Source organism: Paraburkholderia sp. BL6665CI2N2, assembly GCF_004366535.1.
Lineage (GTDB): Bacteria > Pseudomonadota > Gammaproteobacteria > Burkholderiales > Burkholderiaceae > Paraburkholderia.
Genome location: NZ_SORC01000001.1, coordinates 2,592,107 through 2,619,013, shown reverse-complemented (window position 1 = coordinate 2,619,013; position 26,907 = coordinate 2,592,107). Strand labels below are relative to the sequence as shown.

Below are 26,907 nucleotides of genomic sequence, written 5' to 3'. Positions count from 1 at the left end.
TGGATTACGGGGAGATAGCTTTCGATATCGTTCGCCAAAGCAGCGCAATGCCCGGCGACATTTGTTTTGCCCCCGACAAGGTAAGGGTGATTGGCCAGGTTGCATCCGACTTGAGCGTGCTTGTGTCGACCGAAGATAGTCGAATGTCCATTGACGATGCATTGAGAGAGGATACGCTCACCTGTGCGAAGATTTCCCGTCGGGCTCTGGGTCTTATCGCCGAAAATTGCCTGAACGCGGAACAGTTAAGTTTTACGAAACAGATTCGCCGTAGCCTCTTGCACAGTGAACTCATCGATATTGGCGCATATGATGCAGACGCGATGGCGTTTGCGATGGTGGACGAGTACTTCGACACTGGGCGAGCGCCTTTTCACGCGCGCAAAAAATGGGTCCCGTCACCCTGCGGTTTAGGTTATGTGGATGAGCCTCGGTTTCACAGCGTCCGTCGGCTTCCACGAGCATGGTTGTGCGTCATTCTGGCCGCGTATGGAATCACCCGGGAAGTGGTGCGCATACTGGCAGGTGGTGGGCCAAAATTCGAACGGCTTCAGCTGTATTCCACGTGGAAGCTGTCCGCAGGGGGGATGCTGAGATTGAACAGGGACATCCTGCGGCAGGTTTATCTCGCTACGCTTCCGGTGGTATTCGTGCAGCCTGAAGTAGTAATCGACCCGAGGCTGATACATGGAGCCTGCGTGATAGCGCCAAAATTTCCGGGGCTCGACGCGATTATCGCTGAAGAGAAGCTCGCCACGTTCAGTGACCTGCTCCAGGCGCGGGCGCTAGCGGCAAGGTAACTATCATCGGTTACACACTCGACAGACCTAACGTATGTGGGGGGAAGTGGCGGCTGGTATCATTGGCAAGGCAAAACCGCCAGCAGCGGACAGGCGCCAGATGTTAGTGACTCGGAGTCATGTAGGGGGATAAAAACGGTCGCTTGACGTTGGATGCAAACACATCCAACGTCAAAAAACGCACGGCTTACAAAGCCGTTTCTCAAGTGGGCCGGGGGCAAATCCCGAATCCTTCAGCACATTGTTTCCCGGTTGCCTCCTGGGCGGCGTCTTATTGAGCCCTTCGTCGGCGGTGGTTCGGTTTTCCTCGGGACCGACTACGAACAATACCTTCTTGGCGATAACAATGGACATCTCGTCGAGCTTTATCAGGCTGTATCACAGAGACCGGACGAGTTCGTCGAGCTAGCCTCTGGGTATTTCGACGAGCGGTTCTGTACGCCAGAACAGTATCTTGCAATCCGGGCAGCCTTTAACCTTGAGCAGGATGCGTTGAGGCGCGCCGCCCAGTTCCTTTACCTGAACAAATTTGGGTTCAATGGGCTATGTAGATACAACAGGTCAGGTGCATTTAATGTGCCTTTCGGACATCTCCAACGTGCTCCCCGATTTCCTCTTGAGCAGATAGTAGCTTTCGCCGAGAAAGCGCGCCGAGCCGTGTTTGTTAATTGCGACTTCGCCGAGGTCATGGCTTCTGCTGTGCCGGGTGACATCTGTTACTGCGATCCGCCGTATCTTGACCGGGATGTCGGACGGAGCTTTACTGCGTACGGTCCTGGCGGTTTCGCCATGCAACGGCAACTGGAGCTTGTTTCGGTGGCAAAACAGCTGGCCGCCCGAGGGGTACCGGTCCTGATATCAAATCACGATTGTGTGGCGGCGCGTCAAATCTATGCTGATGCAAAGATAATCACGTTTACGGCACACCGTTCGATAAGCGCGGCCGCCGACAAACGGGGGGGGCGATGAAATTCTGGCCGCTTTCATGTCGGACGACTGCGGCTGAGTATCACTTCTGCTGCGACGCCAGAGATGGCTCGTTACGCTGGTGCACGGCCCCGATACTGCGTTACAGTGACAGATAGTGCCGGGTGGCACTTATATATCTCCACAAAAAAATTGGGATGGTCGCATGAATAAACAGGAACTCATCGATGCAGTTGCGTCTGCAACCGGTGCGAGCAAGGCGTCGGCTGGCGAAACGCTTGATGCTCTCGTTAGTACCGTGATGAAAGCGATTGTTGCAGGGGATTCGGTACAGCTCATCGGTTTCGGCTCATTCAGCCAAGGCTCGCGTGCGGCGCGAACCGGCCGTAATCCAGCGACAGGCCAGGAGATTCAGATTGCTGCGGCGAAGACTGTAAAGTTCACTGCTGGCAAGGCGTTCAAAGATGCCGTGAATGCATGATGCCTGCGTCGGACGGTGGGTCTGCTGGGTGATTTTTCAGGTCTGCCCACCGTCTTGATCTACAGGAATTTTGCTGGCAATGCCCGCCACTGCTGTCGAAGATACCAAGTTTTTCTGCGGTAACTTCTGCGCAACCTTGAGTCGAGCGATTCGTCCAGAGCGGCAACAGGGTAGATGATCAAAATCATCGCGAACTTTTACACCCGTCGAACGTGGACGTTGGAGAGTCTGGCCCCCGGCGGTTGCGAGGTCGGCTTCCACGCACCGAGCATTTCGAGGGAGGTTAGTTTGTCAATTTTCATCAGCGTCTGAAGAAATTTTGCTTGCCATGATGTTCGACGGCGAAGGGCGTCTGGTGCGAGTTCCTCATCAAACCTCGACCGATTGGCAAGTCGAAACTGATCCGTGAATTTCTCCCAGTCGGAAAATCCGAAAATCCGCGCCGTGACGTAATATGCCAGCGCTGGAGTGGAAAACTGCACAATCTCGGCGAGCCTCATTGCTTTATCCATCGCTAGATCGATTGATGGCGGCATGAAGATTTCGGTCGGCGCGGGCAGTTCTGTCACGCCGAGCTCTAATAATTGGTCAGCCGCGAGTAGAAGAACGTCGTCTCGCGGCTGCGGCGACGCGAATGCGGTCCTGCCGTATTGGTGTTGCGGTAAGCTCGCCGTCGATTGGATGCCTCCGGTTGAGAAAGACCCGGGTTCGCCCCAGTAAACCAAATTCCATTTGGACAGATATGCCTCGAGTTCGAGAAGTGTCATTTCTGGGAATAGGCGACCGATCACGGCCACTTCGCGTTGCCTCTGAAAAGTTCGCAGGTCATCCACTTGTATGTCTGCGGGAAAAACCAGAGTCGGTGGCTCGCGCCCGGAAAATACGTTGGAGATGTTGCGGCCTATGCAATCTCCGACTGCTCGTTGCATTCTCGCCAGACCGTATGTTTTCGCCGGGTCAAGTTGGCTTTTTAGCATCTTCGCCTTCTTTTTCAGGCGGTCGATAGAGTTGGGAATCTCTACAAGCATCGACTCGGGTGCGGGGGTTGTATTCATCCGGTTAAGACTCCGATATTGGTTGCGTTTTGCGGCACACAAGGTATGTTTGTGCCGGCGGTGCCAAGGCTGCCTTCCTGCCAATGAGCATGCACTGAATGTTAGTGTTGCCCATAATCGCGGTCCAATTGAAACTTCAATGGATTCAATGCTTTACAATAAGTGTTGATGACATGAGCAGGTGTATAAAATTATGGCGTCGCGCTCGACGCGAACGCGGGGTCGTTAGCATTCACCTTGGCTAGGTAAACGACGGATTGGCGTGCGCTGCCGCGCGGTCTCCAATGGGCCCCGGGATTTGAGCCACAGCTTGTCCACAGAAACTGTTGAACACCTTGTGGATAACGGGAATGGAAATCCATGTAGATGACTGATAAGTATGGGGTTTCGGGCGGTGACGCGAACGCGTTGCTAACGGCATAGCGAAGACGGCGGACTTGGGGGCGCTGGTGAGCATAGAAAGACAGATAACTGAGAGCATCATGAATGACATTTCGAGAGTTCGTTTCGAAGCGCTAGCTGCCTACTGTCGGCGACCCGAAACGGCACTTATGGCTGAAGAAGTACGCTGGCTTGAGGCTTACGACGAAGCGTTGCTCGTCGTCGTCATACGGGACTTAAGCGACGACGACTATGCTGCGATATTGCTCGCTCGAGATCGCAAGGAACGGTATCGTTGGGTTCAAATGACGAAATTTCTCGCCACGGTGGACGACGTTATCCAGGCGGCAGCACCGACGGTCGAATCCGTCTATCGGAATCTCGATGCGGAACGAGGGCAGGGAGACGAAAAAGGGAAGCCCGTTGACTTCTTCACTCCTGTTCGCGCTGTCCAGAGGTTGAGTCCTGAATTTGTAGCGATGACGACGCAGGAAGATTATTCTCCTGCGCTTGAGATTGCCAAGCCCATGATGCGATGGCATGAAGACGCCGATGGGAATTTCATCGAGCAGTTCCAGACAACCGGCTTCGATAGCCGCATGTGGGAGCTGTATCTTTTTGCGACGCTGGTGGAGGGGGGATATACCATCGATCGTGAGAGTGCAATTCCTGATTTCACAGCGCGCGGACTGCGGGGAAGAATCTGCATTGAAGCGACCACCGTGAATCCAAGCCGAGACCAGAAGGGAGTGACGATGCCTTTGCCACGTGTTGATACAGAGGAGCAACGTCAATCCTTTCTGAACGACTACATGCCGACTCGATTTTCGGGTGCTCTTACCAGAAAACTAGAGAAACGTTATTGGCTGAGCCCCAACGCTAAAGGTGTTCCGCTCGTCCTCGCAATACACGATTTTCTGACGCCGGATTCGTTGAAGCTCGAGGGAGCGAGCCTGCCTCGCTACCTGTACGGGTGGGCACATGAAGAAACACTGGACGCAGCGGGAAAGCCGGTTATCGTCCCACGCAAAGTTGAAGAGCATCGATGGGAAAAGAAAAGCGTGCGTTCTGGATTTTTTGACCTGCCTGAGGCCGAGCACATTAGCGCAGTCATCGAGGCACCTGGCGCTACCGTTTCCAAATTTAACCGGATTGGGTTTCTTGCGCAGTTCGGATCCAGACGGGTCCAGATGTTACAAGAGGGCCTCGCAATCGAAGTTGCGGCCTCCTGCGTATCCAGGGAGCGCTTTGCGCGCAAGGTCAATGACAGGGGTTTCACGGAAACATGGATTGAAGGGATGAATGTTTATCACAATCCGTCCGCCGAAAATCCGCTTGACCCTATGATGTTACCCGGCGCGGCACACCATCAGGTGACTGCTGACGGTTATCTGGAAACGCTCGCGCCGCGCTGGCATCCTCTCTACTCCGTAACCACAACTGAAGTCGAGTAGCCCAAGTCTGGGCGTCGAGTTCTTGTACGTTGGGAAACGCTATCGACGAGGTGGAAATGGATATAGCCGGCTTGCGCGCGACGTTGCGCCCGATTGTGGGTGAGTTGAAAGACGCATGCACGCATGACACGTTGGACGCCTTGTGTGTCGAACTTGCAATGCCGACACCGGCTAATGCGGGCTCGAAACGTGATCGCCTGTTTGCGAGCTTCGATGACATGCTTAACGAGCAAGTCCCAGCGACCGCAGAGCGACTGCTGAAGCGGGGGTTGCGTGACCCCGGCACGCGTAATCGCATTCAGGATTTGCTGTGGGCCGACAACAGCTGCCCTTCGATTCCGAAGCGATTCCGCCGGGAGGTGGCCAGAGCAATGGAGCGGATTGAGTTATACGGCGATGCCCGTCGTTTTGACGAACTGCTGGACTTGCTTTGGGTGATCGAGACCAACCCGTTCGCTAGCCTGGCAGGAAGGGAAGACACAGGACTTGCGGGACTTATCCAGCGGCACGTACATCGGAACCCGGGAGACTGGTCGGTCGAACGATTGTTCGATGAGCTTGGAGTGTATGAAGCGACAGACCAGCGGTTTGCGCTGTTTCTTGAAGGCCTGGCCGATGCAGACGTCAGGCCAGACATAGAAGATCAACGTCGCTTTGTCGATTGCGTGAATGAACCGTTGCGTGGTTGTGGTGTTGAGCTACGGCAGACAGGGCTGGCAGGCGGATATCCTTCGTTTTCGGTTGTCTCACTACACAACGCGCGCGGCCGTCCCAAGAATCTGATTTTTGCGTCTGAGAAAAAGCCAGACATCCGGTTCCGGGACGCAATTGATAACGACATTGAAATTGCTTCAGACGCTGACAAGGTCCTGGTCTACGATCGCCCAATCGGACAGGAAGGGCTGCGATGGCAAGATCTCCAGGACTGGTGGAGTGAGTCGCGAGGTGTCAATGACGGCGCTGAAGCCAAGAAGCAACTATACAGGCGGCTGAAAGGCTGCATGCCGGAGAACTCACCTCCGCAGATGATTCTGTTCGAATCTTTCTATAGAGGCTTCGGACCCGCCGCATCGAAACTGCCCGCGCTGCTTCCCGAAGTCTGGCTACACTGGGACCCGAAAACAGTGCGCGAGCGCGGGAAGAACGCATTGCTGCGATTCCGGATGGACTTCCTGCTCCTTCTTCCCCACGGCGTACGCGTTGTCATAGAAGTGGACGGCAAACATCATTACGCAGACGGAACGACCGGAATGGCAGATCCTGCGCGGTATGCCTCCATGGTTTCGGCCGATCGCGATCTGAAGCTCGCCGGCTATGAGGTTTTCAGATTTGGTGCGGCGGAGTTGCGCAGTGAAACCAGCGCAAACGAAGTACATACATTCTTCGCCGCGCTTTTCAAACGCTTCAAGGTCCTTCCGTGACGTCTGACCCGGGCATCGACGCGGTGTCGTGAGACGTACTGCTCGCGAACGGATTGCCTTTCTGAAATGCCTTGGCTTCACGTAGCGCCCACGCCGGCGAGTTAGCTGGCGTGGGCCACCGCATGAAAAGAAGAGTTCCAGCCGATACATGAATTCGACGTAGTGCAGCCGGTCGATAGAACGGTATGGCTGGAAAGGCCGCATGAATGCAGCCGCTAGCGCATCCAATGACTACATGATAAGTCTTCTGACCACCAGCAATCTGTCGGACTTCGCCATTTCCATGGCACCCACCCATGCAGGTTGCCCACCCGGCGGAGCAAGAGTGTCGCGCATGGCAGCCAGAAGGGCGGCGGCAGCGACTCGTAGAATAGGTCTTGTCGCGGCAGTTAACTGGCTTAGCGTAGGTCGGTCGTCCTGCAGCTCTGAAAGAAGGCCGTTAAGCGCAACTGCCAGAGTAGCTTTGAACGGCTGAAAGTGCCGTTCGCATCCGAACCTTAACAGCTCGGCGATGCTGTCAAGTTTCAGGTCGAGGCAAATGCAGGTCGGACTGCGCACGCTCTCGACAAGCCACGTCACGTATCGGCTGGATGTTTCGGTAGGATTGGGAAGCGTCGCTAACCAGACACCGGCGGCGCTGAGACCAGCGGCCACGGCTTGTTGGTCGCTGTGGTTTGTCAGGATGGAAATTGTCATGTCAATGACGGTATCCGATTGCTCCGGCCACCATGCAAGGCCTGCGAACAGGAGGGGAAGAAGTGGCGAATCCAGCAGCAGCCCCGCCTCCCAAAGTTTTTGCAGCCATGTATCGGCGCCACTGTCTTCGAGAACTCTGCGCCGCATGCGCGGAGCGACAACGCGATGCAACACGTGCGCGATCAGCCGCAGCCGGGCAGGCAGATAGCTCATTATCGTGCTGTCATCTTCAGCCACTGCGCGCACAGTCAGATTGTTTCCCTCTTCGAGCCACCAATCTTCAATCTTGCTGCATAGGGCTAACAGATCATCTTCCGTCCAGTCAAAGTTCGCATTGTTAGCAACAGACAGAAGTACATTGACGAGCAAGGCTTCGCTTACGCCGCTAAAACTCGTTACTGTCTTTCCCATATGCTCAATCGGCTTCTCGATGCGCTCAATGGGCTCTGCGTTAATCCATGCACGGAAACTCTCCGCGACTTCCGTTCGTTCGCTCGGTTTGGGCCACGTTAGCGCCGCCCCACGGTAAAAACGCGGTACGACGGGCAACTCATGGCGTTTAACACCCGCCCAAATCAGCCGAGCAAAGCGGTGTTCCTGCGCAGCAGACATCAGTTTTTCGCGATAGAGCCAATCGAGTTGGCGGAAGTAGAACGCAATTTCCCCCTCGTTCCCTGATTGAGGCTCATGCTCCGCCTGACCAAGCACCTTATTGATGGTTGCAGGCCACTCGCCGCCACGGGTTGGCCTGATTTGAAGCTCCGTGAGCACTTCTGTGGAATCCGGCCAATAATTGATGCGCTCAAACGCTCCGTTGGCTGGCTGTGATGAGAACAGCCTGGGTGCGAACCCGCCCTGATCGGGCTCGGGGAGCAATCGAAATGCTCGCCGAAGGAAAGATCCGAAGGATCGATGCAAAGCAGTGCTCTGATGTAGACCGGGGTGTCCATATAGGCGAATCGCAAGCTCGGCCAGTACAACCGCCTGATCTCGATCGAGTCTGAAGGTAACCCGCGAGGCAATGTCCAGGGCAAACTTGAGCGAGGCAATTTGAGCTGGATCCCACGCCTGGTCATTGTCGTCAATGTGACGTTCGATTTCTTGGGTGAAACGGGAAAAAATGCTCTCTGCCTTACTAATGGGCAGTTCGGCAATGGCGTGCAGTGACAGCGCCTCCGCAGAGGCTAACGTGGCACCGCTGTTGGCTCGATATAAAATCCGCAGGCAGGCTGCGGTGTTTCCTGCCTCTGACAGAATCCGGTAACAGGTCGCAAGATTCTGGGCTGAAAATCCGATCTTTCCGATCGATGGGACCAACGCGGCACGCTCAACGACGCGAGTGTAAGTAATCGCAGCGATAAATGCCTCCTGGCGGATAGCCGTTTCTGCGCGCCTCTCTGGCAGCGACACCGCGTCGATGCTAATGCCTGTAGATTCCAGAGCGGCCTTCGCAATTTCAACTTCGCGCAGAATAAGTCGGGTCTGGAAGAGCGGATGCTCTACATTGTCAAGTGTGCGTTCATCGCGCAGGATTTTTGCCACTTCGTCCGTTTCAAGTGTGTCACGACTGCGCTCACGGGTGACGACTTCTTGCAGGCCAATTTCGGGAGGCTGCGTTTCGAGGGTGCGCGCGGCCGCATCTGCCGCTATTTCTGCTGCAAGCCGACGTCGAGACCTTCGGGTCTCGAGCTCTCGAGCTTCTTTTACCGCGAAATCAAACACGTCGAGCAGCCTCTCTGCCCATTGCTCGCGTGATAGGAGGAATGCGCTTTCACCCTCTGCCTGAATAGTCTCTCGAATGCTATGCAGACCGCTACGCACAAGTGCTTGACCGCGATCGACAATCTGCTGCTCGCCAAGGAGCGCGCCGACCCTAATCCGCCAATACGGATCTACGTCGGACCCGCTGGTCAACTCAAGCTGCCTGATAATAGTGATGGCTGCGTCGCGTTTTCGCTCTTCCAGATAGACGAGTATCTGTTCGTATAAGAACTGACACTGGATTTCTGGTGATCGGATCGACAGGGGAATCTTGCGATCCAGCACGTCATTCCACCGCTTGAACGCCGTGGAGTCACCGTTTTCGCGAGCCGTCTTGAGCAAAGCGATCAGTAGGCGTGACTCATGGAGCAGAAGCTCTCTGTCGGATGGCTTGAGATGGAGCCCAGCCTCAGGAAACTGCTCCATCGGCGGATACTTGTCGAGTAGGAGCTTTAGCCGTAAAAGCTCCGCAATATCGTCAGCGACCTGCGAGGTCGGGAAATCGAATACGGTTTCAAGTATCCATAGGACTTCGGTCAGAATAACCAACCGAAACCAGCGCGGAGTATTTGCGGGTAGCTTGCGATAAGCAAATATCACATTCCATGTCGCAGATGAAGCAGCGAGCCGCGAACGATTGTCAGCCGGCGCGACTAGCCAGCCCGGGTATTCTTTGCGGTTCTGCTGGGCGAGTGCCGTCCAACCGACAAGATTGTCGATGTCCGTGCCAGTGGGCCTGAGCTCGTTGGCGGGCTTGTGAAACGGCCAGTTAGCTTGCCGTGGCGGTGGCTTATCTTTCCAGAAATCGAGGAGCGCGTTGAGCGACGCCGCATGGTCGGCTTTGCCGTCAAGCGAACCGAGACTGGCAATATTGATGGGGAACACGTTGCGGCGCTCAAGAATGAGTCGCTCGCCCTCTGATGCTGCCTTTAACGTGATGAGATATATCGGAGGCGACTTCCCACCGAGCCGGTCGCGGACCCAACCGGTCCAAAGGAGGAAGTTAGGGTCGTCTCCCGAAAATCCGATAAGGCAGAATACGTTCTCAAGCATGGCTTGCTGAACCATGTTGACGAAAGGTGCGAAGTCCGTTGGATAAGCGCGGTAGTCGTCTTCGGTTACGATCAGGCGCGAGCCTGTGCGCAGACTTCCATGCAGTTTGACTACGCGTGGTCGGCCGTTGGTCTTGGAGAACGGGACGTCGTTTGCCGCGACTACGACTTGATACCTGCGGTCGATCTCAGGGTTGAATTCCCTGCGGTCAGTGTCGAGAGCCCGCTCGAGTAGTGTGTCGTAGTTGGTCGTGTAGACGTCCGACCAGTTCAGGGACAGCAGCTTTGTATGCAAATCGCCCGGCATGACTACACCAGCGTCTGGAAGCAGCTCGTGCATTCGTGCGTCGAGCTGTGCCCGGCCGCGAACCGCAGCATATTCTTCGGCGAGCCGCAGCATCCCACTGATTCCGCCCAGCCTTTTTCGCGCATCGCTCCTTGCGTCGCCACTGGTATAGATATCCGCCAGCAGGGCATCGATGAGGCCGTCCCACACCGGCAATCGCTTACCTCCTTGTGCGTTCCGGCTAAATCCCGAACCTATCATTACAGCGGCATGACCTTTGGAGAGCGCCTCCCGGATTCTGTAAAGATGAACTCCGTTCGGGATTCTCTGGATCTCGCTTTCGACGCTATTCTCTTTCCCCGGCTCGATGTCTATTTTTGTCATTGTTGATAAATTTGTAAGGTTCATGCCACGGACACGCGCGCCGACCATGTGCGAGTGGTACCCAGCACGCAAGTTACGGGTAAGCGTATTGACGGGCGAAGTCTAACGGACAGGACGTGGCTGCGCTTGGCCAATTCGCCAATTGTAATCGGGGCATGCAGATTTGCGCAGCCGTGAAGTCAGCTTGAGAGCAGACGCATCCCGTATCGCGTGCAGGCAATCCACCGCGCAGATCCAACCGGTCAACCGGGCATCGAGACCGGTTGCATCCTTCACAGCCAATATCACGGAGATACAGCTGCCAGGGCACCGAAGGTGATGGCGCTGCTTTAGGGCAACGACGCTTCTGCCAGCTCTATCCAGTGGCGTACTGTGGCGTGCGGCCGGCGCCGTCCAGATGCACCTGGCACCCGAAGTTGATTGTGGCGATAGTGTCGGGATTGCCGCTTTCCAGTGCGCCAAGCTTGTTGTCTCGCAATTTTTGCGCGAGCTCGGATTGTGTAATCGAATACGTACCTGCGGATTCGCAATTCACGAGCATCCGGCACGATGGTTAGCTCGAAGCCGGGCCTTTGATGGATCGACTCGATCGCGCCGCCAAACTTTTGCGCGTGCTGCAATGTGCATGGGCAGCGAAAGGCCGTCTTTTTCCGGACTTTTCTTGATGGCGACGAGTGCAACTGGTCGAGGAGTTCATCACCTACCGACGATCGTGATCGATAAAAATAGACTAATGGGCGGTTGACGTGGTGCATGTGTCGGCATACAAGAATTCTAAGGTGCGTTCCCACCAGTTCAGTTCCACGTCGTGGATCTGTCGAATAGCACTAATCCCTGGACTCTCTCGATTGATCACCTTCCTTTGCCTTCGAACCACTTCCTCAACCGATGCGTACGTTGCATGCCGGTACACGGTTAGCGGAGCAGAAATCCATTGCCCCGGTTTTTTCAGCTAAGACGTTGCGCTTTGAACGTATAACGCTGATTTAAAGCTTGCTCTTGCCCGCTGCACTGGCCTGCGCATCGGCGGTTACCCGTTTGCCGGTGTACTTCAGATTCTCAATTTCCTTTGGCGCGGGTTCAAGGCCATCAAGCGTTGCCTTTGACGGTCTGGCGTCAGTTTCCGCAGTTCCTTGTCGGAAGATCAAAGGCGTGGTAATGGGGCTGCGCGATGCCTACGAGTTAGCGCGAACGGAGGTCGGCACATGTACAGACGGCCCGGCCAATGCCTTCGCAGCCCATTCTGGCAATTCGGGCACGTATACTTGCTGCCACCCGAACAGTGTGTCAACCTCATCATATTGCTCAACCGGATAGTCCGTTCCTTGCACAGGCAGTGCCTTGTCGCCAATTGAGTACGCGTGCGCCAGTCGTTGATGACCCGTACCGGACCGATTCCATGGGTATTCGACGAATAGGGCGCGATCATCGAATAGATAGAGCACAGCAACCCGACTCCGCACATGTTCGAGATATCCGGCACTCGATGTGAGCGGAAGACGCAGGAGCCCATCCGCGAACGTTTCCGTTAAACGGCTCGTTCGTGGGCCTTGCTCAATGACCGTCCTTGCGCGGTCGAACGCAAGTGAGAGTGAGTCATTCTCCGACTCCTTGAGTCGAGTGAAAATCAGGACTTTTCGTTCGGTACATGCGTCGCCAACGACTGGGCGCAGCAAATCCCGGTCAGCGTAGAACCGGTCGCCTGAAGTCCATCGCCTGGAAAGAAGCCGGGCCAACGCCTCATTGTCCGACGCCTTGACGAATGTGTGTGGGAGGGCTCGTTTCGCACCGGCCAGAGGTTCTGCCTTCGGCTGCAGATACCACCGCGCCATGAGTGTCTGCACTGCTTGCGCAAGGCCATAGTGGATGTACGCATCCCGAAGAAGCTCGGGGTGGTCATCGCACAATTCGGAAAAGAGGATGAAATAGTCAGGGTGTGACTTCAGTTCGGAGATACTCACTTCAAATATACGGTGAACCCATTCAGCGGCGCAGCGCATTTTCGCCAGATGCCTCGAGAGTAGCTCGCGCAGAGCAGACAGGCAGATACGCGAGTTCAGGGTGTCAGCCTTATCGGGGTGGTCCTCGCGCAGCCAGATCTCAAGGGCAGTTGCGTCCATGTTTTGCCAGAATTCGACGTTGTTGTCTTGGCGCAATTCAAGCAGCGTTTTCGCGTCCTCGAAGAACTTTACTACGTCGTCTCGCGGCAGTAGGGAGTCGGTGTTGGTGAACATATTGTTAGATTAAAATTGTATTAGATAGACGCATGATTCGTGCACTCGGTTCAAAACGGATGTCGTCCATCCAGATCGGGTGAGGCGTGTCGGTCAAGAGACCCACGATACGATTGACCATGAATCTGCACGGCGCGGTGCCTTCCCATGTGACGGACACGAGGGTGGGTTCCTCAAGCGCCTGTCGTTCAAGCAACTCCGCCTTTTCTATCCGCTGTATTCCTAATGTAATTTGATTCCACGGATATTCGACTAGCAGCGCATGTCCGGTGAACACGTAGACCACGGCGAGATGGCTGCGCAGCTCAGTGAACAGATTGCGATTCGCAACAACGGGAATACGAAGCGCGCCGCCTGCAAATACCTCGCATGCAACCGGTTCCCCGGCAGGGTCGATGTTGAGAATGAGTTTAGGAGTCGCGTCCTGCGTGAGTTCTGCGGCTTCCTGGCCACTCGACGCTCCGCACGGAATAACGAGTATGAACTGCTCCTCCGTCAGTTCACGAACCGGCTCGGGCAGCGCCTCGAGCCACATACGGTTGTAGGTTCCACACTCCAGCGGCGTTTCGATTGGCTGAAACAGTTCCGGCCAGTCAGCGTCGGAGATGTAAGAATGTTGTGCCTGGCGGGCGCTATCGTGTCTGCCCAATCGTGCCCGGTGTCGCCGACTTTCAATGAGCGACTGAGCAGCCTTGAGCAAACCGGGATATCGAAGGCTATCTACCGCTATCTGACGCTCGGAGAAGGTTGTCGTTTCAAGTCCGTCTTCGTCATTCAGATAGCGAACGGTCGGATAGCGTGACTGGCTCGCATACTCCGAGGCGCGACGCATTACTGCGCAATAATGCGTGAGTATCTCTCGGGTTAGGGAAACGTTTTGGTCGTCATATTGCGTCGGAACATCCCATGCGGAGCCGAGAACCCATCGCCCGACTGTTTGCGGCTCCAGTTGCGCATAGTATTCGATAGTGCCGTTGTCGTGAATGTCGATGAGGCGAGCTGCCTCGTCGAGAATGGTTTTCAGGTCTCGCGACGGATAGTCCGAGCAAAAATCGTCGATAGCTTGTAACGCATCGTCTGTGTAATGAGAGGGATAATATTCGTCATCGTCGGCGCTTGTTTCGGTGGCTTGTATCACTGTAGTCATTTATGTCGCTCCGGTTATCTGCATGTACCGTGTAGAAATCCATTTTTAGCTCGTGGGATGACGATTGACCCGGGCTCTTTGCAGGGGCTCGTCAACGCAACGAGCGTGAGAATCACGGAAGTGTCGTGAAACAGACTTACCGGAAAAGACGCAGTTGGAGCGGGTGTTAACGTGAGCCCGACGGGCCCTGATTTATGCGTCCCGTTCAAAGATTTTCTTATTATCGAGCACGTAGAGCAGGCCTTTTCCGGAAGCTCCGCTAGACATCTCCTGCAACTCGGCGTATGTCGGATGGTTCTTTGACTGAGCGGTCATAGAGCACGCCCAAAGGTCCAGAGCGAGTGACTCAGTAAATGGAATTTCCTCCAGAGCAGTCGCATCGGAAAACTGGTAGATGACCAAAAGACGGTCGTCAGCGCTGTATTTCCAGCCGTCAAAGGCATGGTATGGCAGTGCAATGGACTCGTCGCGGAGCAGGAGGCTACTCATTCGACTGTCGTTCGGGCTGGTGATGACGCAGGCGCCATAGTCTGCCTTCGTTGCGCGGAAGTCTGATGCTTTGTGTCTAGGCAGGGTGACGATGATGCAGTATTCGTCCTGTTGTAAGTCCTCGTTCGTCAACGCATCTTCGGCGAGAACATAAAACGAAGACGGATGCTCAACCGCCGCGACGTACTTACTGATGAACGACATCAATTTTTGGTCGAGGTCGTTCGCAGATAGTTCTTTTTGCTTGACTTGTGTTGTTTGCATAGTTTTTCGATGAGTGGCTCTAGTTGTGAGTGACGTGGTCATACACGCTTCATGAAATACAGATTGACATAGAGTCGTCTCGCTTCTCATCCAGAAAAGTTGGGGCGTCAGACGCGTGGTGCGTCACATTCCGACTTGCGCAATTGCTTGCAGTCGCTCATGAACGCGACGAAGCTCGAGACGAACGCGTCGCGAAACAAAAACGAAGTGAGTACCGTTTCCTCGCCTGTGGGAAATTTTTTTAAACATAAGAAATTGAAATGCGGGTTGAAAAAGGATGGAATTAAGTAATCATATTTATTATTAATGTATAAAACAAGGGGTTTGTTAAAATATTCATATATTTATACGAGCGGCCGTTTAAAATAAAATGAATGATTCATTTTAATTAGCGGTAACCACTGGAATTCGCAGATGAATCATCCGATTGGCGGATGTGACGCCAACCCAACCGTACCGTGTAAGGCAGGCCAGTTATCGTGCGCGCAAGAGGTAACCGAGCCGTCCGACCAATGGCGATAGGGACGCAGAGGCATTCAGGCCGGTGAATTTACTCAAACATGGGATACCGAACGTTTGAGGGGGTTTGTTCGACGAGGCTATATTGTCTACAGCGAGCGCCTGGTCGAGCCGTGAGCCCGTTCCCCTCGAAGCGCTTGCGAGCGCGGAGCGCGGGCGACGCGAAGCAGCGAAACTTCACATAGAGGCGATGAGTAATTATGAAGCTCGAGATTGAGTTTATGCCGGTCGGAAATGCAAGTCGACCGGGCGGCTCAATTGTGGCGTCCGTCAAACGGTCGCTGGCCTTCGCTTCTTTCGCGTCAAAGGGAGTTTCTCGAGCCGGGCCGTGCTTCCTGTGTGGGGTGTGATTTTCGCTATTGCGATCACGCACCAATCATGACTACAGCCACCCCGGAAAACGTAGGGCTGCTCGCTATCAATTGGAGCATCACCAGAATCCACGGGTCTTTCTTGTGGAGTTGTTCGTGTAAACATCAGAAATCAGGTTTGGGGTTACGAGCCGCCCCTGTCCAGCAAGTTTGTCTGCGTCAACCAGTCCGTCGTTGGCCCAAATGGTCGTCACGCCTTCATGGGCTTCGTTTCCAGGCTTGGCCAATCGTTGAAGGATGACGTCTCGGCGAGACTGGGCGGTTTTGCGCCGCGCTTCAGCACCGACCGGCGCACGACATTTTTCTGCTAGTGCAGCCAGCCGAGCTACTGGGGTGGCGGCACGGATAAAACGCTGTCGCTTAACACTGGATGCAAATACATCCAGTGTTCCAGGCCGCGCGGCCGGCCAAACCTTTTCTTAAATGGGTCGGTGGTAAGACTAGAGTCCTTCACCATATCATCCCTCGATTGCCTGCAGGGAGGCGGCTTATCGAGCCGTTTGTAGGCGGTGGCGCGGTCTTCCTTGCCACGGGATACGAAGAGTATCTGCTTGGTGACGCCAATGTCCATCTCGTTGAGCTCTTCCAGGCTGTATCAGAAAACCGAGACGAGTTTATCCGTGTTGCTGAGCAATACTTTAATGAGCAGTATCGCACGGCCGAGCAATATCTTTCGGTGAGGTCGGCGTTTAATCACGAGCAGGATGCCGTGACGCGGGCGGCACAATTTCTATATCTCAACCGTCATGGCTTCAACGGATTGTGCAGATACAATAATCGAGGAGGTTTCAATACGCCGTACGGACATCCGGCACGTGTGCCCAGGTTCCCTCGCGAGGAGATAGTCGTCTTTTCCGAGCACGCCCGGCGTGCGAAGTTTGTCAGCGCCGATTTTTCAGAACTCATGGATGCAGTCAGGCCCGACGATGTCGTTTACTGTGACCCTCCCTATCTTGACAGGGACGGTGCCCGAAGCTTCACAGGATACGGCCCAGGAGGGTTTGATATGCAGCGTCAGGAGGAGCTTGCATCGATAGCAAAACGGCTGGTCGCAAGAGGTGTTACGGTCCTGATATCGAATCACGATTGCGAAAAAGCTCGCCAACTTTACGTCGGCGCTGAGATATTTTCGTTCACGGCACGCCGTTCGGTGAGCGCGGCGGCAGATAAGCGCGGCGAGGTGGGTGAGCTACTCGCAGTTTTCTCCCCCAAATGAATGCGCAGAGAGTTATGTGAAAATCAAATTGCCCTCATTAAAAAAAAGTCTGACCGGTCTGCGCATCGCTGGGCAGCACCGTTGTCCGTGCAGTTACTATGGCGGCTGTTGGCTAAATTGCGATAAAGTGATGGTCGGTGCCGCTCGGGGCACTTATTTTTCACCTTGAAACGAGATTGTTAAATGACCAAACAGGAACTCATTGACGCAGTTGCATCTGCAACGGGTGCGACAAAAACTTCAGCCGGTGAGGTAGTCGACGCTTTCATCGCAACTGTGACGAAGGCCGTGGTTGCCGAGGACACGGTCCAGCTCGTCGGTTTTGGTTCGTTCAGCCAAGGCTCGCGCGCGGCGCGTACCGGCCGTAACCCAGCGACTGGTGAAGAACTTCAGATTGCGGCAGCAAAGACAGTCAAATTCACCGCAGGAAAGGCTTTTAAAGCAGCAGTAAACGCCTGATGACTGTATCGGAATGCGAGCCTGTAGTATCGTGCCGAGTTCGCATTTGTGCGCTGACCTGAGGGCGTTCGCCGAAAACTTCTCGTGATGGTTGCGGCTTAGATGTTCAATCTGTGCAGGCCTGATCATCGCGTTTAAGAATGAGTTCCGCACCGTTTGCATTAACGTGCACAAATCTGCTTATGCAGATTGTCGTCGCAGGGCGAACGGTTGTCCCTGCTAAGGGGTGCGAGCCATTACCCGCGTACCATACCTCCATACCTTGCATGAAGCCTGCTTCAGGCAGCCACGCGCGAATCCCCCACTATCCTTGCAGGTAGCTCGAGTGCGGGATGACCACCGCGCACCGGAAGACAGATCACCGCGCCAACGCTTGGCAGACGTTCAGTCAACCTCTGCTCGCGACGGGCGATGGCGCCCCGCAGCAGCATGCACACTCCAGCCCCGTCGCGCTGCGCATTTCACCGCACCGATGGTCGACGTGCAGGCCGGGTCAATCAGGATCAGTTTGGCGCCTGCCCCGAAGCACTTCGCTTCGAGCAGTCGCTGGTATCTTGCATGGAGCAGTCCCGAGAGCATTCGTGCTTCCGTTGGGCTGAGCTGCGTCGTTGCTTTCTTTCTTGCGGCGAAGTCGAGGTTTCCGACGACCACAGGTTTGCGCAACGCTTTGGCCCATTCGACTGCCGCCGTTAAAGCATCCGATAGCATGGCGTTACGCTCGTCGGAACCCGGGTCCTCCCGCAGCAACGCAAGCCACTTCGTGCGCAGCAGATTGCCGAGCGCATCGATCCCAGTAATAGCGAGGTGATCACCGTTGAAGTCCAGACCGTTTGTGCCATACCTGACACCCAGCATGAGCGTTTGCGCGGGTGCACGCCGCGAACGGAAACTTACCGAAATTCTTGTCAAGATCCTGGAGTCTCTTTGCCGTAACTGTATGGTTCGCGTAGCAACCGCGTTTAGCTTTGGCGCGACGTCTGCAGCGCTAAATTCTTCAGCTCGCCAATACGATCCGCGTGTGCAGATTGTGCTCACACACAATTCGTTATGCTTGATGGGTTCGACAGGCGGACAGATCTTTGCCGAGACAGCCTTGCGAGATGTCTCCATGCAGCGCTAAAAATGATGAAAATGGAATGTCGTAGACTTAGAAGGCCAAAAAAGCAGCGGATGGAGCCTGACCACTCGACAAGAAAGCAGAATTGGGCAGTGATGAGCCGTCGCCGCCTGCTTGGACTTGGCGCGGCGCTCGCTGCATTTCCAGCAGCGGCGGCCGAGCTCCTCGACGATATGTCAAGTGTTTCTGCGAGCGACTGGAGTGATGAAGTGACGCCGGTGAGTCAGCCGGAGAACGTTGATTTATGTTGGCTCGCGGCAGCAGCTATGGTCCAGTCCTGGCTCGCAGAGCGTCCGGTTAGCTTAGCGGATGCAGCGCATCGTTTGGGTGTGGACTTCGAGTCTCTTTTTTTCGCGAGTGCAGGTCTGCCGGTTGATGAGATTCCGTCGCTCGCCGCCCAACTCAACATGAAGACTGCACCACTTGCCGGTTTACATCCCGACTGGTGGGCACAGCAAATGAGATGTGGACCGATGATCCTCATCGGGATGACAGAAATATCGCCTGAGCCGCATGCACGAGTCCTTCTTAGCGTCGGTTACGGCTCCAACATCAGAAGCGCGAACGTCAAATATGTCGATCCTCTGGATGGCATAGTCTATTTGCGCTCTCTGATTGCAATAGAACAGTTTTATGCGAATCTGCCGATGCAACATCCCGAGAAACAACCACCGACTCAGGTGCTTTTTTTTACTGAAGAACCAACCACATCCCGGCTGCAGTTCGATATCCAGGAAAGCGATCGAATTATGAAATCAAGTCGGCAGCGTTGACAATTCATATAGTTCGGGTCACTGTTTAAACCACCGCTTCGACACGTTGTCGACAACAATCTTTGCGTGAGCGTCGGTCTTCGCCCTGATCTCAGCGAGTTCCGCCGGTGTCTGGCTCATAGTCATGCAAGATTGCCGATAATCGGGAATCTTGACAGCGCAGGCCATCGCCATGTCCTTGCTGCGCTTGATGTCACCGCTGTCCCGATAGAACGCAATTACGTCGGGCCAGGTAGTCGGTGCTTCTCCAAAATAAGCAAACTGCTGCTGGACATAGGTTTGAGCGAGCCCCCGGTTTGTGGAGAGGATCGCATGGGCGAGCTGGATTTGCAGTCGCCATGAGCGTTCGCGCGAATTGAGATTGCGCATGAATACCTGGCTGCTTGTGACCTTGCCTGATGCATGCGCAAGCGTCATCAAATTACCGAGATAGAAATCTGGCATTGCGTCATTGAATGTCGGGCCGGAAGCCGCTTGCTGTGCAAGCTTCAGTGCATCGGAGTATCGGCGTTGTGCTTCCAGCATTTCGATTTGCGGTATGAGTGCATAGTGTTTGAGAATCAGTTTCGTTTGAGGCTGATTCCTTGCGGCTTCCCATGGCTGAGTGTGCGAAGGAGGTCGCTTCGTGCCCAGCAACGGCGCGACCTCAGTACTAAGATCGTCTTCTCGAGCCGCACCCTCTGGGTGTGTGTCTCGAATGGCGGCTGCTCCGTTTGCGATTGCGCCGTCAATCGCCTGCGTTGCATCAAAGGTCTTTTGCTTCAGGTTTACTTGCCCTTCGGCCAACGCAGCGTTCAACTTGCTGAGAGCATCGTTGATGCTGGCCAGTGCCTGTAGTGGGGCGGCCGCGTCTGATGCTACGACGGGAGGAGGAGGCGCCTTAGGAATGGCCGCGAGCGTTTCCTTGCGTATCTGCTCGTGCATGGCGTCATTCTGAGCATCGCGCAACTTCGCGTCACGCTCTTTCGCTTGCCGGTCATAGGTATCGATCCGCTCGAGGAACGCCTTGAAGCCGTGAATGTACGAATACCCGCAGCGCAGGCTAACTGTCGCGCCAAAGAGGTCGGCCTGTTCTTCAATATGTCGTTGCCAGGCAGGCATCAGAACAGTCGTTCCGATTGTCTGGACAACGGCAATCTTGTCGAGGCCATTCCAACCGTGATCTGTGATATTCCGGTTCACAAACGACCAGGTGACCCCCGCGAGGAGCGCAGACGCGTCGCCTGCATTCTTGACGTCGTAGACGGCGTAGTGATTTAGATATATGTGGCCGTACTCGTGCGACAGTATCGCAAATATCTCATCCTCGGATTCGGCAGATTGTAGCCATCCGATTGATATATAGATGTTTCCTGCGGCGCTGGAACTGGCATTGAGTGACGTGTCGGCTGTGATGTATACTGCACCCGGCCAATCGGTCGTCCCCGTAGTCGTCTTGATTCGATAGAGCAGTCCGTTGAGGTATTGCTCCATTTCGGGCATGGAAACCAGACCCCAGCCATCTGCACGATGGTCGTTCAAATCTTCGCCAAGATTTTGCCAAGTGTGCCTAGGCACTGGCGGAAGCTCACCCGCCGTCTTCATCACAGGTTTGTCCGGGCCGCCAGCGATCGACGAAAGGCTCTCGGGACTCGGCATATTCGAGCATGATGCCAGCAGGGTAAGCGATACCAGAGAAATGAAAGCTCTGCGCACCCGCAGGCTCATTTGCAGTGGTCCGTCGAAGCACCGAGATCGGCAGCGATTGTCGTGCCAGCGGACTGTCGCAGACATGTTGCCGATACAGCATGATTAGCATGTACCGTCATGGCATCAATCCAATAGTCTTTCCCATCGACGCCTACGAGATAGTAGTCGTTTTTCGATGCCTTGATTTTCCAGGGTAGCCCTCGTGCCGGCACAGTTAGATTTGAAAGCCGCCCGTCTGGGCTGGCGTAAACCGGTAGCGGATCCTGTTTAACGCTCACGACGGTATCCGTGTCCGACGCGATGGCAAACGCCGGGAAGGATAGCGCAGCAGCAATCAAGGTGATGGTCGCTGAGAGGCGCTTCTTCATTGCTGAACGATCAGTCATTCGGTGTTCCTTCCAATTTTTTCTGGGAAATCCAGTCAAGAAAAGTCTCGTTCCATTCGAGCCACTCTGCTGCGAGCGCAAAGCCGACCACATCAACGACGGTCAGAAAGCCGACATTCAGGAAATGTTGACCAACGACCAGTACGCCAAGAACCAGAAGCGCTGAGAGAAGGAGGTTTAATAACGAACGCCCGGCTCTGCACAAGGCGTCTGCGCCCTTATGGGCAATCCAGGTCGTCGCGCGTCGCCACCGGCCGTCGTCTTCACATTCCTGCCCCGGCCATACCATGACGAGGGGACGCAAGCGCGCAGGGAATCCCGGCGTGGTCTCGAGAACGTCGATATTCGATGTGTAGGCGTGCCGTGATGCGTTTTCGGGCTCGATATCGGAGCGCGTTCGTCGCAAGCGGTTCTTGATGATACGAATTACCGCGACGGCGGCAAGACTAATTACTGTTAGAAGGAGCAACTTCAGATTGTCGGCATCCCGCGTTGCAGCCAATGAGGTGGCTCGCTTGTAATCGGCCCCATATGTAATGAGATTGTCCAGAGCCATCGCGTGAAGATACACCCCCGGAATGCGATCGTTGATCGGGGAGTTGATGTAGTCCCCGCCAAATTTTCGGTCGGTTCCGAGCAAAACAACCTTGTCTTTAAGCTCAGCAGTAATACGTGTGTCGGTGTCTTCGTCACCGCCGAGATCGTGTACATAGACGGTGTGGTGGAAAACACACACTGGTCTATCGGCGTCTTTGAATTTCGCCTCGCGTATTCCAGCCGGGACCAATTCCATCAGCCCGAAATCGCCTCGACAGTACGCGTCAGTTGCATCAACCGATTTTCCGTCCGGAGCGGAGGATTCGTTGTCTGCTGCCGAATTGGATTTGATCCACGTCAATCCGTCGGGGGCAGGGTGCAGGCCCCAAGTTAGAGCCATCCGTGTGGCCGGACGTGGCAATGGCTTTCCATAAAGGTCTTCGTAGATGGCCATCGCCGCGCTACGGACCGGCGTTGAGCCATCAACGTGCGATTCGAGTGGGTATTCCCAGACTTCGTGGTCGAGTTCGTCGGCTTTATAGGTGACGCCAACCTGCGAGAGGCACTTTCCCTCAAGCGCCTGCATCGGTGGAATGGTTGTCAATCGACCGTGCGCGTCGGGTTGACTTGCAAGATACACGGGGATGCCAGCGGCCTTCAGAGTGCATACGGTGTCCACCAGCGTCGAGATACTTTTATCATTTTCGCGAAACTCGCGCAGCGCGATATCAAAGAAGATGGCCTTTGGCTTGTACAGTTTGATGGCGCGCAATACGCGGGCATAGTATCCGTAGGAAGGTGGCCACGTCTGGCCCGCTCGCTGGAGCGTAATGTCGTCAATCAATGCGACGGTGAGGGCTTCTCGCGAACCATTTCCATACGCTTCGCCGGCCGCTGGCGCATACAACCTGGCGGCCTTGCGGGTTGCAAAATCCTCTCCAAAAATGTGCGGCAGCGTCGCACTTGCCGCGATGCCCATGACAATCGCGAGCCCAGCTTGCAACGCAGTTTTACCGAAGAAATTTTGACGGACTGCGTCGAATGCAGCCCCCGTACTCGCTCGAAGATTCATTTCCCAGGTTTGTCTCATTTAGGCCGGGAAGGCCACGCGGCGTGCATATGTGTCACATCGTTTTCGAATGTATATCGGCCGTAAACAGCAAATCTTTAACGATTTGGATGTCTTGGATTCGGACAAAGCCTGCAGTTGTGGCCCAGGATGCCGCTGTTCCCAAGGTGCCATTGGAAAAATCGTCGATGATGACAAGTTGGCGAGGTCGCAGTGAATCGCCGAGGAAGTGCGATTTTTGGCCTTGAATTGACATCTGCCAAGGCCGTGATTCAGAGGTAGCCGGCGCGTCGGGTAACCGCCACGCCAGCGAATTTGTTTTAGACCTTGCGCCAGTGATCTGGCTTGTTCTTGTCATTCAGATGTCGTACCCGAGCGACATGAAGTGGTTTGTCCGGATGGTTTCTTTTTGCCCATGTAATGGCGTCTGCCTGAGTGTTTGCGGTATGCAATGGCATGCTGCTGTGCGCCGGCTCGACAGTGAACTTGCCGAGCGCGCTTTCATTGATGAATAAACTATTGTTCGCCACAGTTCTCTCCTAAATATCTTTCGCATTCACGAAGAATGGTTTTAAATTGCCAGACGGCCGCTGGCGTGAGGATATTAGCAAATCGGTTCGGAGTTTGCGCGACGCTCTAAGGGAATTAGCCAGATGCCAACCGGGTTGTTGGAGCAGGGGCTTCGCAGGCTCCGAGGCGTACAAGATGGACCCCAGATATATGCCGAATGAATCAACGAATCAGGAAACAATCTTTGACCTCGGAACTATCGAAATGTCAAACGAACTTTGCTTAAGAAGCCCGAGTTGTCGTTCTTAACCTTCAGGAAGCGTCGTCACCTGTTCGTCAGGAGGCGTGTCGTCTTCGTCTGGACTCGCCTTCGGCACAAAGCTCTTATGCCCGGCCCATGTCTGAATCAACGTCTCGTCGACGTTAAAGTGCTCCCCAGAAAGATATCCGCGCTCGCGCGCGGTCTCGACCGTCTTGTTGAAGAGCAACACCACCACATCGTGTTCGAGCAACCGGTCGCGGTTCTTGCTGAACGTCGAGTGGTCCCACACGGTCCCGTCCATCGGCAGGCCGACGAACCAGCGGAACGGCATGTTGTAGGAAACCTGTTCCACCAGCATGTGCTCGCTACGAATCGATTACAGCACTTGCAGTAAAAGAGCTCGCACCAGTTTTTCCGGCGCGATGCTCGGCCGACCTCCTTTCGCGTCAGCCTCGTACATCCGGGCGAACACATCGTCCATGCGTTTAAGCGCGTCATTGAGCCACGCGCGAATCGGACGCAACGGATGGTCCTTCGGCACAAAATCGTCCAGCTTCAGCACCGTGAACATTGACTCGGTAAAACCATCTGGACCACGCATCCGTTCCATCTCGCTCTCATCGATGACATCAGTTCAAAGTTTACACATTCGTTACGGATGACCGCCACATCAGGTATTTCAACGGTCTGCTAGACAAACCATCCGATGGGGATGAGGCTGCCAAAAGTCGTCTAGCCATGAGGGCAACCCCGTCTACGACTGCTAAGATGCTCAGCGCTCGCGATCTCGTTGCCGAGGTTGAAGGAACGTTTCGGAGAATCGCGGAAACCCATAGAACGGTTGTCGTTGGTGAGCATGCTCGTGTTCGGGTGGAAAAACACGGTATTACGCCAGATCTTAACCGAGTGCTCCGGGATAAAACCTCCGTCTATACAGATCTTTCCTGCATAGATGGTCACTACATGTCTAACCAATCCCCGCTCACAACAAAGCCTGAGCTCGCTGCGCTCTTCCAGGCTATTGAGGAAGAGTTTCTCCTAATTGCGTCGAAAAGCGAACGCTATCTTGAATCGTGGGAAGGACTCACGCCTTACAGAGCGGTCGACCTTGTCTTACGTCGGCGTTCCGATTTTGACTGGCTTCACAACGAAAACGTCGAACAATACGATGTCGAGCTATCGACTTACATTGAGATGACATGGTCAGCGGTAGCCGCATTGCAACAGGTTATCGGCGAGGCCAAGGCGCTTGATACACCATCCAAAATAGAGTCGAAACGCGAATCCTGGTCGAGGATTTCGCCGGACGTTGTGAAACGCTATCGCGATCCGGCTAACCTGGCAGCGATTCGGCTTACCTACGAGCGAATGACAGCGGTCGCCCTGGCTGCACGCGTGAAGAAGCTTAGCGAGCCTCCTGGAGTCAGGAGGGTTTTTCGCACGTACGAGTCTTCTTTAGCTATCGAGCAGATTCGAACTAGCGAATACTCAAGAGAAACGGTATTCATTTTTGATGTAGACAGGCTTCCCTCTGGTCTGCAGCACGGTATCCATGAATCGAAATGTTTGGCGGTGACCATGCCAGACGAGTGGATTGCTCGATGCGATTCATTCGTGGATTTTTCTGCTCCATCGCTGAGCTTCGCCGAGAACGGTCAATTTCAGACCGAATGTGTGCTGCAGCTCGCGTCTGAGGCAGTGCGCCTAGAAGCGTTGGAAGTCAGTCGCTTTCTGCACCAGTTCGACTATGAGCTGCCTGTCGTATTTGTCGGAAGGGAAGTCAGCGCTCTCGCCGTGCACAAGTTCTCGGGGCTCGCCGATTGCGCTTCCATTCACGCAACGCTTGCCCATATCGGTGAACTCGACGGACTTATCCCGGTGTTCAGCGAATGTTTGAGTCTGGATGATGGGTCCGTAGTAAAGCCCTGCGTTAAATCTCGCGTCCTGAATGCAGCTGCCTACGGTGGTAGACATTCCGGCCGCGCTTTGGACGATGCCCCCGACCCCATTGATGAGGTGCCGTTCTAGTTTTGGCTGTGGCCGCTGCGGCTACCACCTAAGGCTCTATAGGTGCGGGACATATCGAAAATCGGCGCAACGTCCTCGGCGGAAAACACCCGGTCTTCCAGCAGATCAGAGGGAGCTCGGCACCGCCTTCGGGGGTAGCAGTTACCACCTGACTGTGAAGTGCGCCGTTGGCGCCGCATGTGCTGGCAGGCATCGCCTCAACTCAAATCTATCCTTTGAATCTCGATCGCATAAGCCGGTTCGTCATACGCGTCCGAACCGGTTAGCTCGGCTCGACGAGACGAAGCCGGCATATCGTGGGGAGCACCGATTCGCTAGACCTACCTGCTCAGTCCTTGTAGCCTTGGCGAGCCAGTAGCTTCCACACGCCATTGCGCTTTTGCCAGACTAGCAGCACGTCAAAATCGACTTCCGCAAACTTGCCATCCGACTCTGTTGTACCGGAGAAATGATCACGTACGACAGCGTTATCGCCAGTGACCACCGTCGTCGTGTGCGTAAGATCGATTCGTCGGTAATGAGTCTGTCCGCTCGCAATAGTGTCGATAAACGCCGCCCGGTCCTGCACCCGGCCATTGGAATGGCCGTAAGACAGCGCCTCAGATGTCAAGTCTCGCATCTTTTGCGGGTCGCCAGCGATCATCGCAGCACTCAAACGGTTCATTGCATCGTTGACGGCATATTCATCGGAGGTGTTTGCGGAAGCGTCCAGGAAGATAAGGCTACCCGCGACGATCATAAGAAATTTTTTCATTTCGAGATGTCCCTTTGAAATTCGGTCCGCTGCGACCGAGCGCATTGCCACCTTACGCTTGACGTTACCAACAATGAACAGATATCGAATGACTTATGGGCGCTACGATCTGGCAGCGCGATTCCATAAAACGAGTTAGCAGGTCGCAGGCCAAGACCGTGGCGGCTTCCGCGCTTTCATTTTTTCAATGCGTCGTCCGGGTCCGGGCGGTGACGCTGATTCATAACAATATCACCAGATGGAAAATATTGATTTGACGATTGCAATCATAATCTTCTCGAAATTCTCTTTTCCGGAGAAGAAATGACTGAAAAATCTGGCTGCCACGGCTTCTGACTTATCGTGTCTTGACTCTGACGGATTCCGCTGTGGGCGAGCCTCCAGG

General features: G+C 54.7%; 20 protein-coding genes and 2 pseudogenes. 9 read left to right on the top strand and 13 right to left on the bottom strand.

The genetic code is table 11. The features are described from left to right. Positions 1–47: 47 nt before the first annotated feature. The 3 genes from B0G81_RS11685 to B0G81_RS11675 all read left to right on the top strand — a co-directional run bounded on the left by B0G81_RS11685 (position 48) and on the right by B0G81_RS11675 (position 2,208). Positions 48–800, top strand: a complete 753-nt coding sequence (locus B0G81_RS11685) for a hypothetical protein (protein WP_134135501.1) — start codon at positions 48–50, stop codon at positions 798–800. A 153-nt stretch (positions 801–953) separates the two neighbouring features. Beyond that, entirely contained in the window at positions 954–1,769 is an 816-nt protein-coding gene (locus B0G81_RS11680) for a Dam family site-specific DNA-(adenine-N6)-methyltransferase (protein WP_134135499.1), read from the top strand. A gap of 163 nt (positions 1,770–1,932) precedes the next feature. Then, complete coding sequence (locus B0G81_RS11675) at positions 1,933–2,208, top strand: HU family DNA-binding protein (RefSeq protein WP_134135497.1); 276 nt, start codon at positions 1,933–1,935, stop codon at positions 2,206–2,208. Positions 2,209–2,405: 197 nt separating this feature from the next. Here B0G81_RS11675 and B0G81_RS11670 read toward each other — a convergent pair whose 3' ends face one another. Next, positions 2,406–3,263, bottom strand: coding sequence for a hypothetical protein (locus tag B0G81_RS11670; protein WP_134135495.1), 858 nt, complete (start codon positions 3,261–3,263; stop codon positions 2,406–2,408). Positions 3,264–3,745: 482 nt separating this feature from the next. On the opposite strand from B0G81_RS11670, the gene B0G81_RS11665 reads away from it, so the two are divergent. After that, entirely contained in the window at positions 3,746–5,098 is a 1,353-nt protein-coding gene (locus B0G81_RS11665) for a hypothetical protein (RefSeq protein WP_134135494.1), read from the top strand. Between the two features lie 56 nt (positions 5,099–5,154). Continuing rightward, the gene (locus B0G81_RS11660; protein WP_134135492.1) at positions 5,155–6,519 is read left to right on the top strand and encodes a hypothetical protein; all 1,365 of its coding nucleotides are present in this window, start codon (positions 5,155–5,157) and stop codon (positions 6,517–6,519) included. 231 nt (positions 6,520–6,750) lie between these two features. Here B0G81_RS11660 and B0G81_RS11655 read toward each other — a convergent pair whose 3' ends face one another. From B0G81_RS11655 to B0G81_RS11635, 5 genes and pseudogenes are all read right to left on the bottom strand, one after another. Then, positions 6,751–10,722 (bottom strand): SIR2 family protein, encoded by a 3,972-nt coding sequence (locus tag B0G81_RS11655; RefSeq protein WP_166678982.1) that lies wholly within the window; start codon positions 10,720–10,722, stop codon positions 6,751–6,753. Between the two features lie 305 nt (positions 10,723–11,027). Then, positions 11,028–11,351 (bottom strand): annotated as a pseudogene (locus B0G81_RS44580) (heterodisulfide reductase-related iron-sulfur binding cluster); the annotation flags it as partial. A gap of 522 nt (positions 11,352–11,873) precedes the next feature. Then, entirely contained in the window at positions 11,874–12,932 is a 1,059-nt protein-coding gene (locus B0G81_RS11645) for a hypothetical protein (protein ID WP_134135488.1), read from the bottom strand. Positions 12,933–12,936: 4 nt separating this feature from the next. Then, a complete protein-coding gene (locus tag B0G81_RS11640; protein ID WP_134135486.1) occupies positions 12,937–14,079 on the bottom strand; it encodes a hypothetical protein in 1,143 nt (380 codons plus the stop codon). Positions 14,080–14,271: 192 nt separating this feature from the next. Next, positions 14,272–14,832: a hypothetical protein gene (locus tag B0G81_RS11635; protein WP_134135484.1), complete on the bottom strand. Its 561-nt coding sequence runs from the start codon at positions 14,830–14,832 to the stop codon at positions 14,272–14,274. A 1,275-nt stretch (positions 14,833–16,107) separates the two neighbouring features. Between B0G81_RS11635 and B0G81_RS11630 the strand changes: the two genes are divergently transcribed. Both B0G81_RS11630 and B0G81_RS11625 read left to right on the top strand, forming a co-directional pair. Continuing rightward, positions 16,108–16,938: a Dam family site-specific DNA-(adenine-N6)-methyltransferase gene (locus tag B0G81_RS11630; RefSeq protein WP_166678981.1), complete on the top strand. Its 831-nt coding sequence runs from the start codon at positions 16,108–16,110 to the stop codon at positions 16,936–16,938. Between the two features lie 183 nt (positions 16,939–17,121). Next, complete coding sequence (locus B0G81_RS11625; protein WP_134135478.1) at positions 17,122–17,397, top strand: HU family DNA-binding protein; 276 nt, start codon at positions 17,122–17,124, stop codon at positions 17,395–17,397. Positions 17,398–17,781: 384 nt separating this feature from the next. On the opposite strand, the gene B0G81_RS11620 is transcribed toward B0G81_RS11625, so the two are convergent. Beyond that, the gene (locus tag B0G81_RS11620) at positions 17,782–18,252 is read right to left on the bottom strand and encodes a hypothetical protein (RefSeq protein WP_134135476.1); all 471 of its coding nucleotides are present in this window, start codon (positions 18,250–18,252) and stop codon (positions 17,782–17,784) included. A 267-nt stretch (positions 18,253–18,519) separates the two neighbouring features. Here B0G81_RS11620 and B0G81_RS11615 point away from each other — a divergent pair, with 267 nt between their 5' ends. After that, positions 18,520–19,287 (top strand): papain-like cysteine protease family protein, encoded by a 768-nt coding sequence (locus tag B0G81_RS11615; RefSeq protein WP_166678980.1) that lies wholly within the window; start codon positions 18,520–18,522, stop codon positions 19,285–19,287. A gap of 18 nt (positions 19,288–19,305) precedes the next feature. Here B0G81_RS11615 and B0G81_RS11610 read toward each other — a convergent pair whose 3' ends face one another. From B0G81_RS11610 to B0G81_RS11585, 5 genes and pseudogenes are all read right to left on the bottom strand, one after another. Further along, positions 19,306–20,994, bottom strand: a complete 1,689-nt coding sequence (locus B0G81_RS11610; RefSeq protein WP_166678979.1) for a M48 family metalloprotease — start codon at positions 20,992–20,994, stop codon at positions 19,306–19,308. After that, positions 20,991–21,362 carry a hypothetical protein gene (locus B0G81_RS11605; protein ID WP_134135470.1) on the bottom strand — a complete coding sequence of 124 codons (372 nt, stop codon included), beginning with the start codon at positions 21,360–21,362 and terminating at the stop codon, positions 20,991–20,993. The genes B0G81_RS11610 and B0G81_RS11605 overlap by 4 nt, the downstream gene beginning before the upstream one ends. Beyond that, positions 21,355–22,971 (bottom strand): CHASE2 domain-containing protein, encoded by a 1,617-nt coding sequence (locus tag B0G81_RS11600; RefSeq protein ID WP_166678978.1) that lies wholly within the window; start codon positions 22,969–22,971, stop codon positions 21,355–21,357. Before B0G81_RS11600 ends, B0G81_RS11605 begins: the two co-directional genes overlap by 8 nt. Before the next feature lie 52 nt (positions 22,972–23,023). Further along, on the bottom strand, positions 23,024–23,326 hold the full coding sequence (locus B0G81_RS11595) for a hypothetical protein (RefSeq protein WP_134135466.1): 303 nt from the start codon (positions 23,324–23,326) through the stop codon (positions 23,024–23,026). 499 nt (positions 23,327–23,825) lie between these two features. Continuing rightward, positions 23,826–24,341, bottom strand: a pseudogene (locus B0G81_RS11585) (transposase); the annotation flags it as partial. 167 nt (positions 24,342–24,508) lie between these two features. Here B0G81_RS11585 and B0G81_RS11580 point away from each other — a divergent pair. Continuing rightward, positions 24,509–25,768 carry a hypothetical protein gene (locus B0G81_RS11580; protein ID WP_134135462.1) on the top strand — a complete coding sequence of 420 codons (1,260 nt, stop codon included), beginning with the start codon at positions 24,509–24,511 and terminating at the stop codon, positions 25,766–25,768. A 328-nt stretch (positions 25,769–26,096) separates the two neighbouring features. On the opposite strand, the gene B0G81_RS11575 is transcribed toward B0G81_RS11580, so the two are convergent. Beyond that, positions 26,097–26,522, bottom strand: coding sequence for a nuclear transport factor 2 family protein (locus B0G81_RS11575; protein WP_166678977.1), 426 nt, complete (start codon positions 26,520–26,522; stop codon positions 26,097–26,099). Positions 26,523–26,907 lie beyond the last annotated feature (385 nt).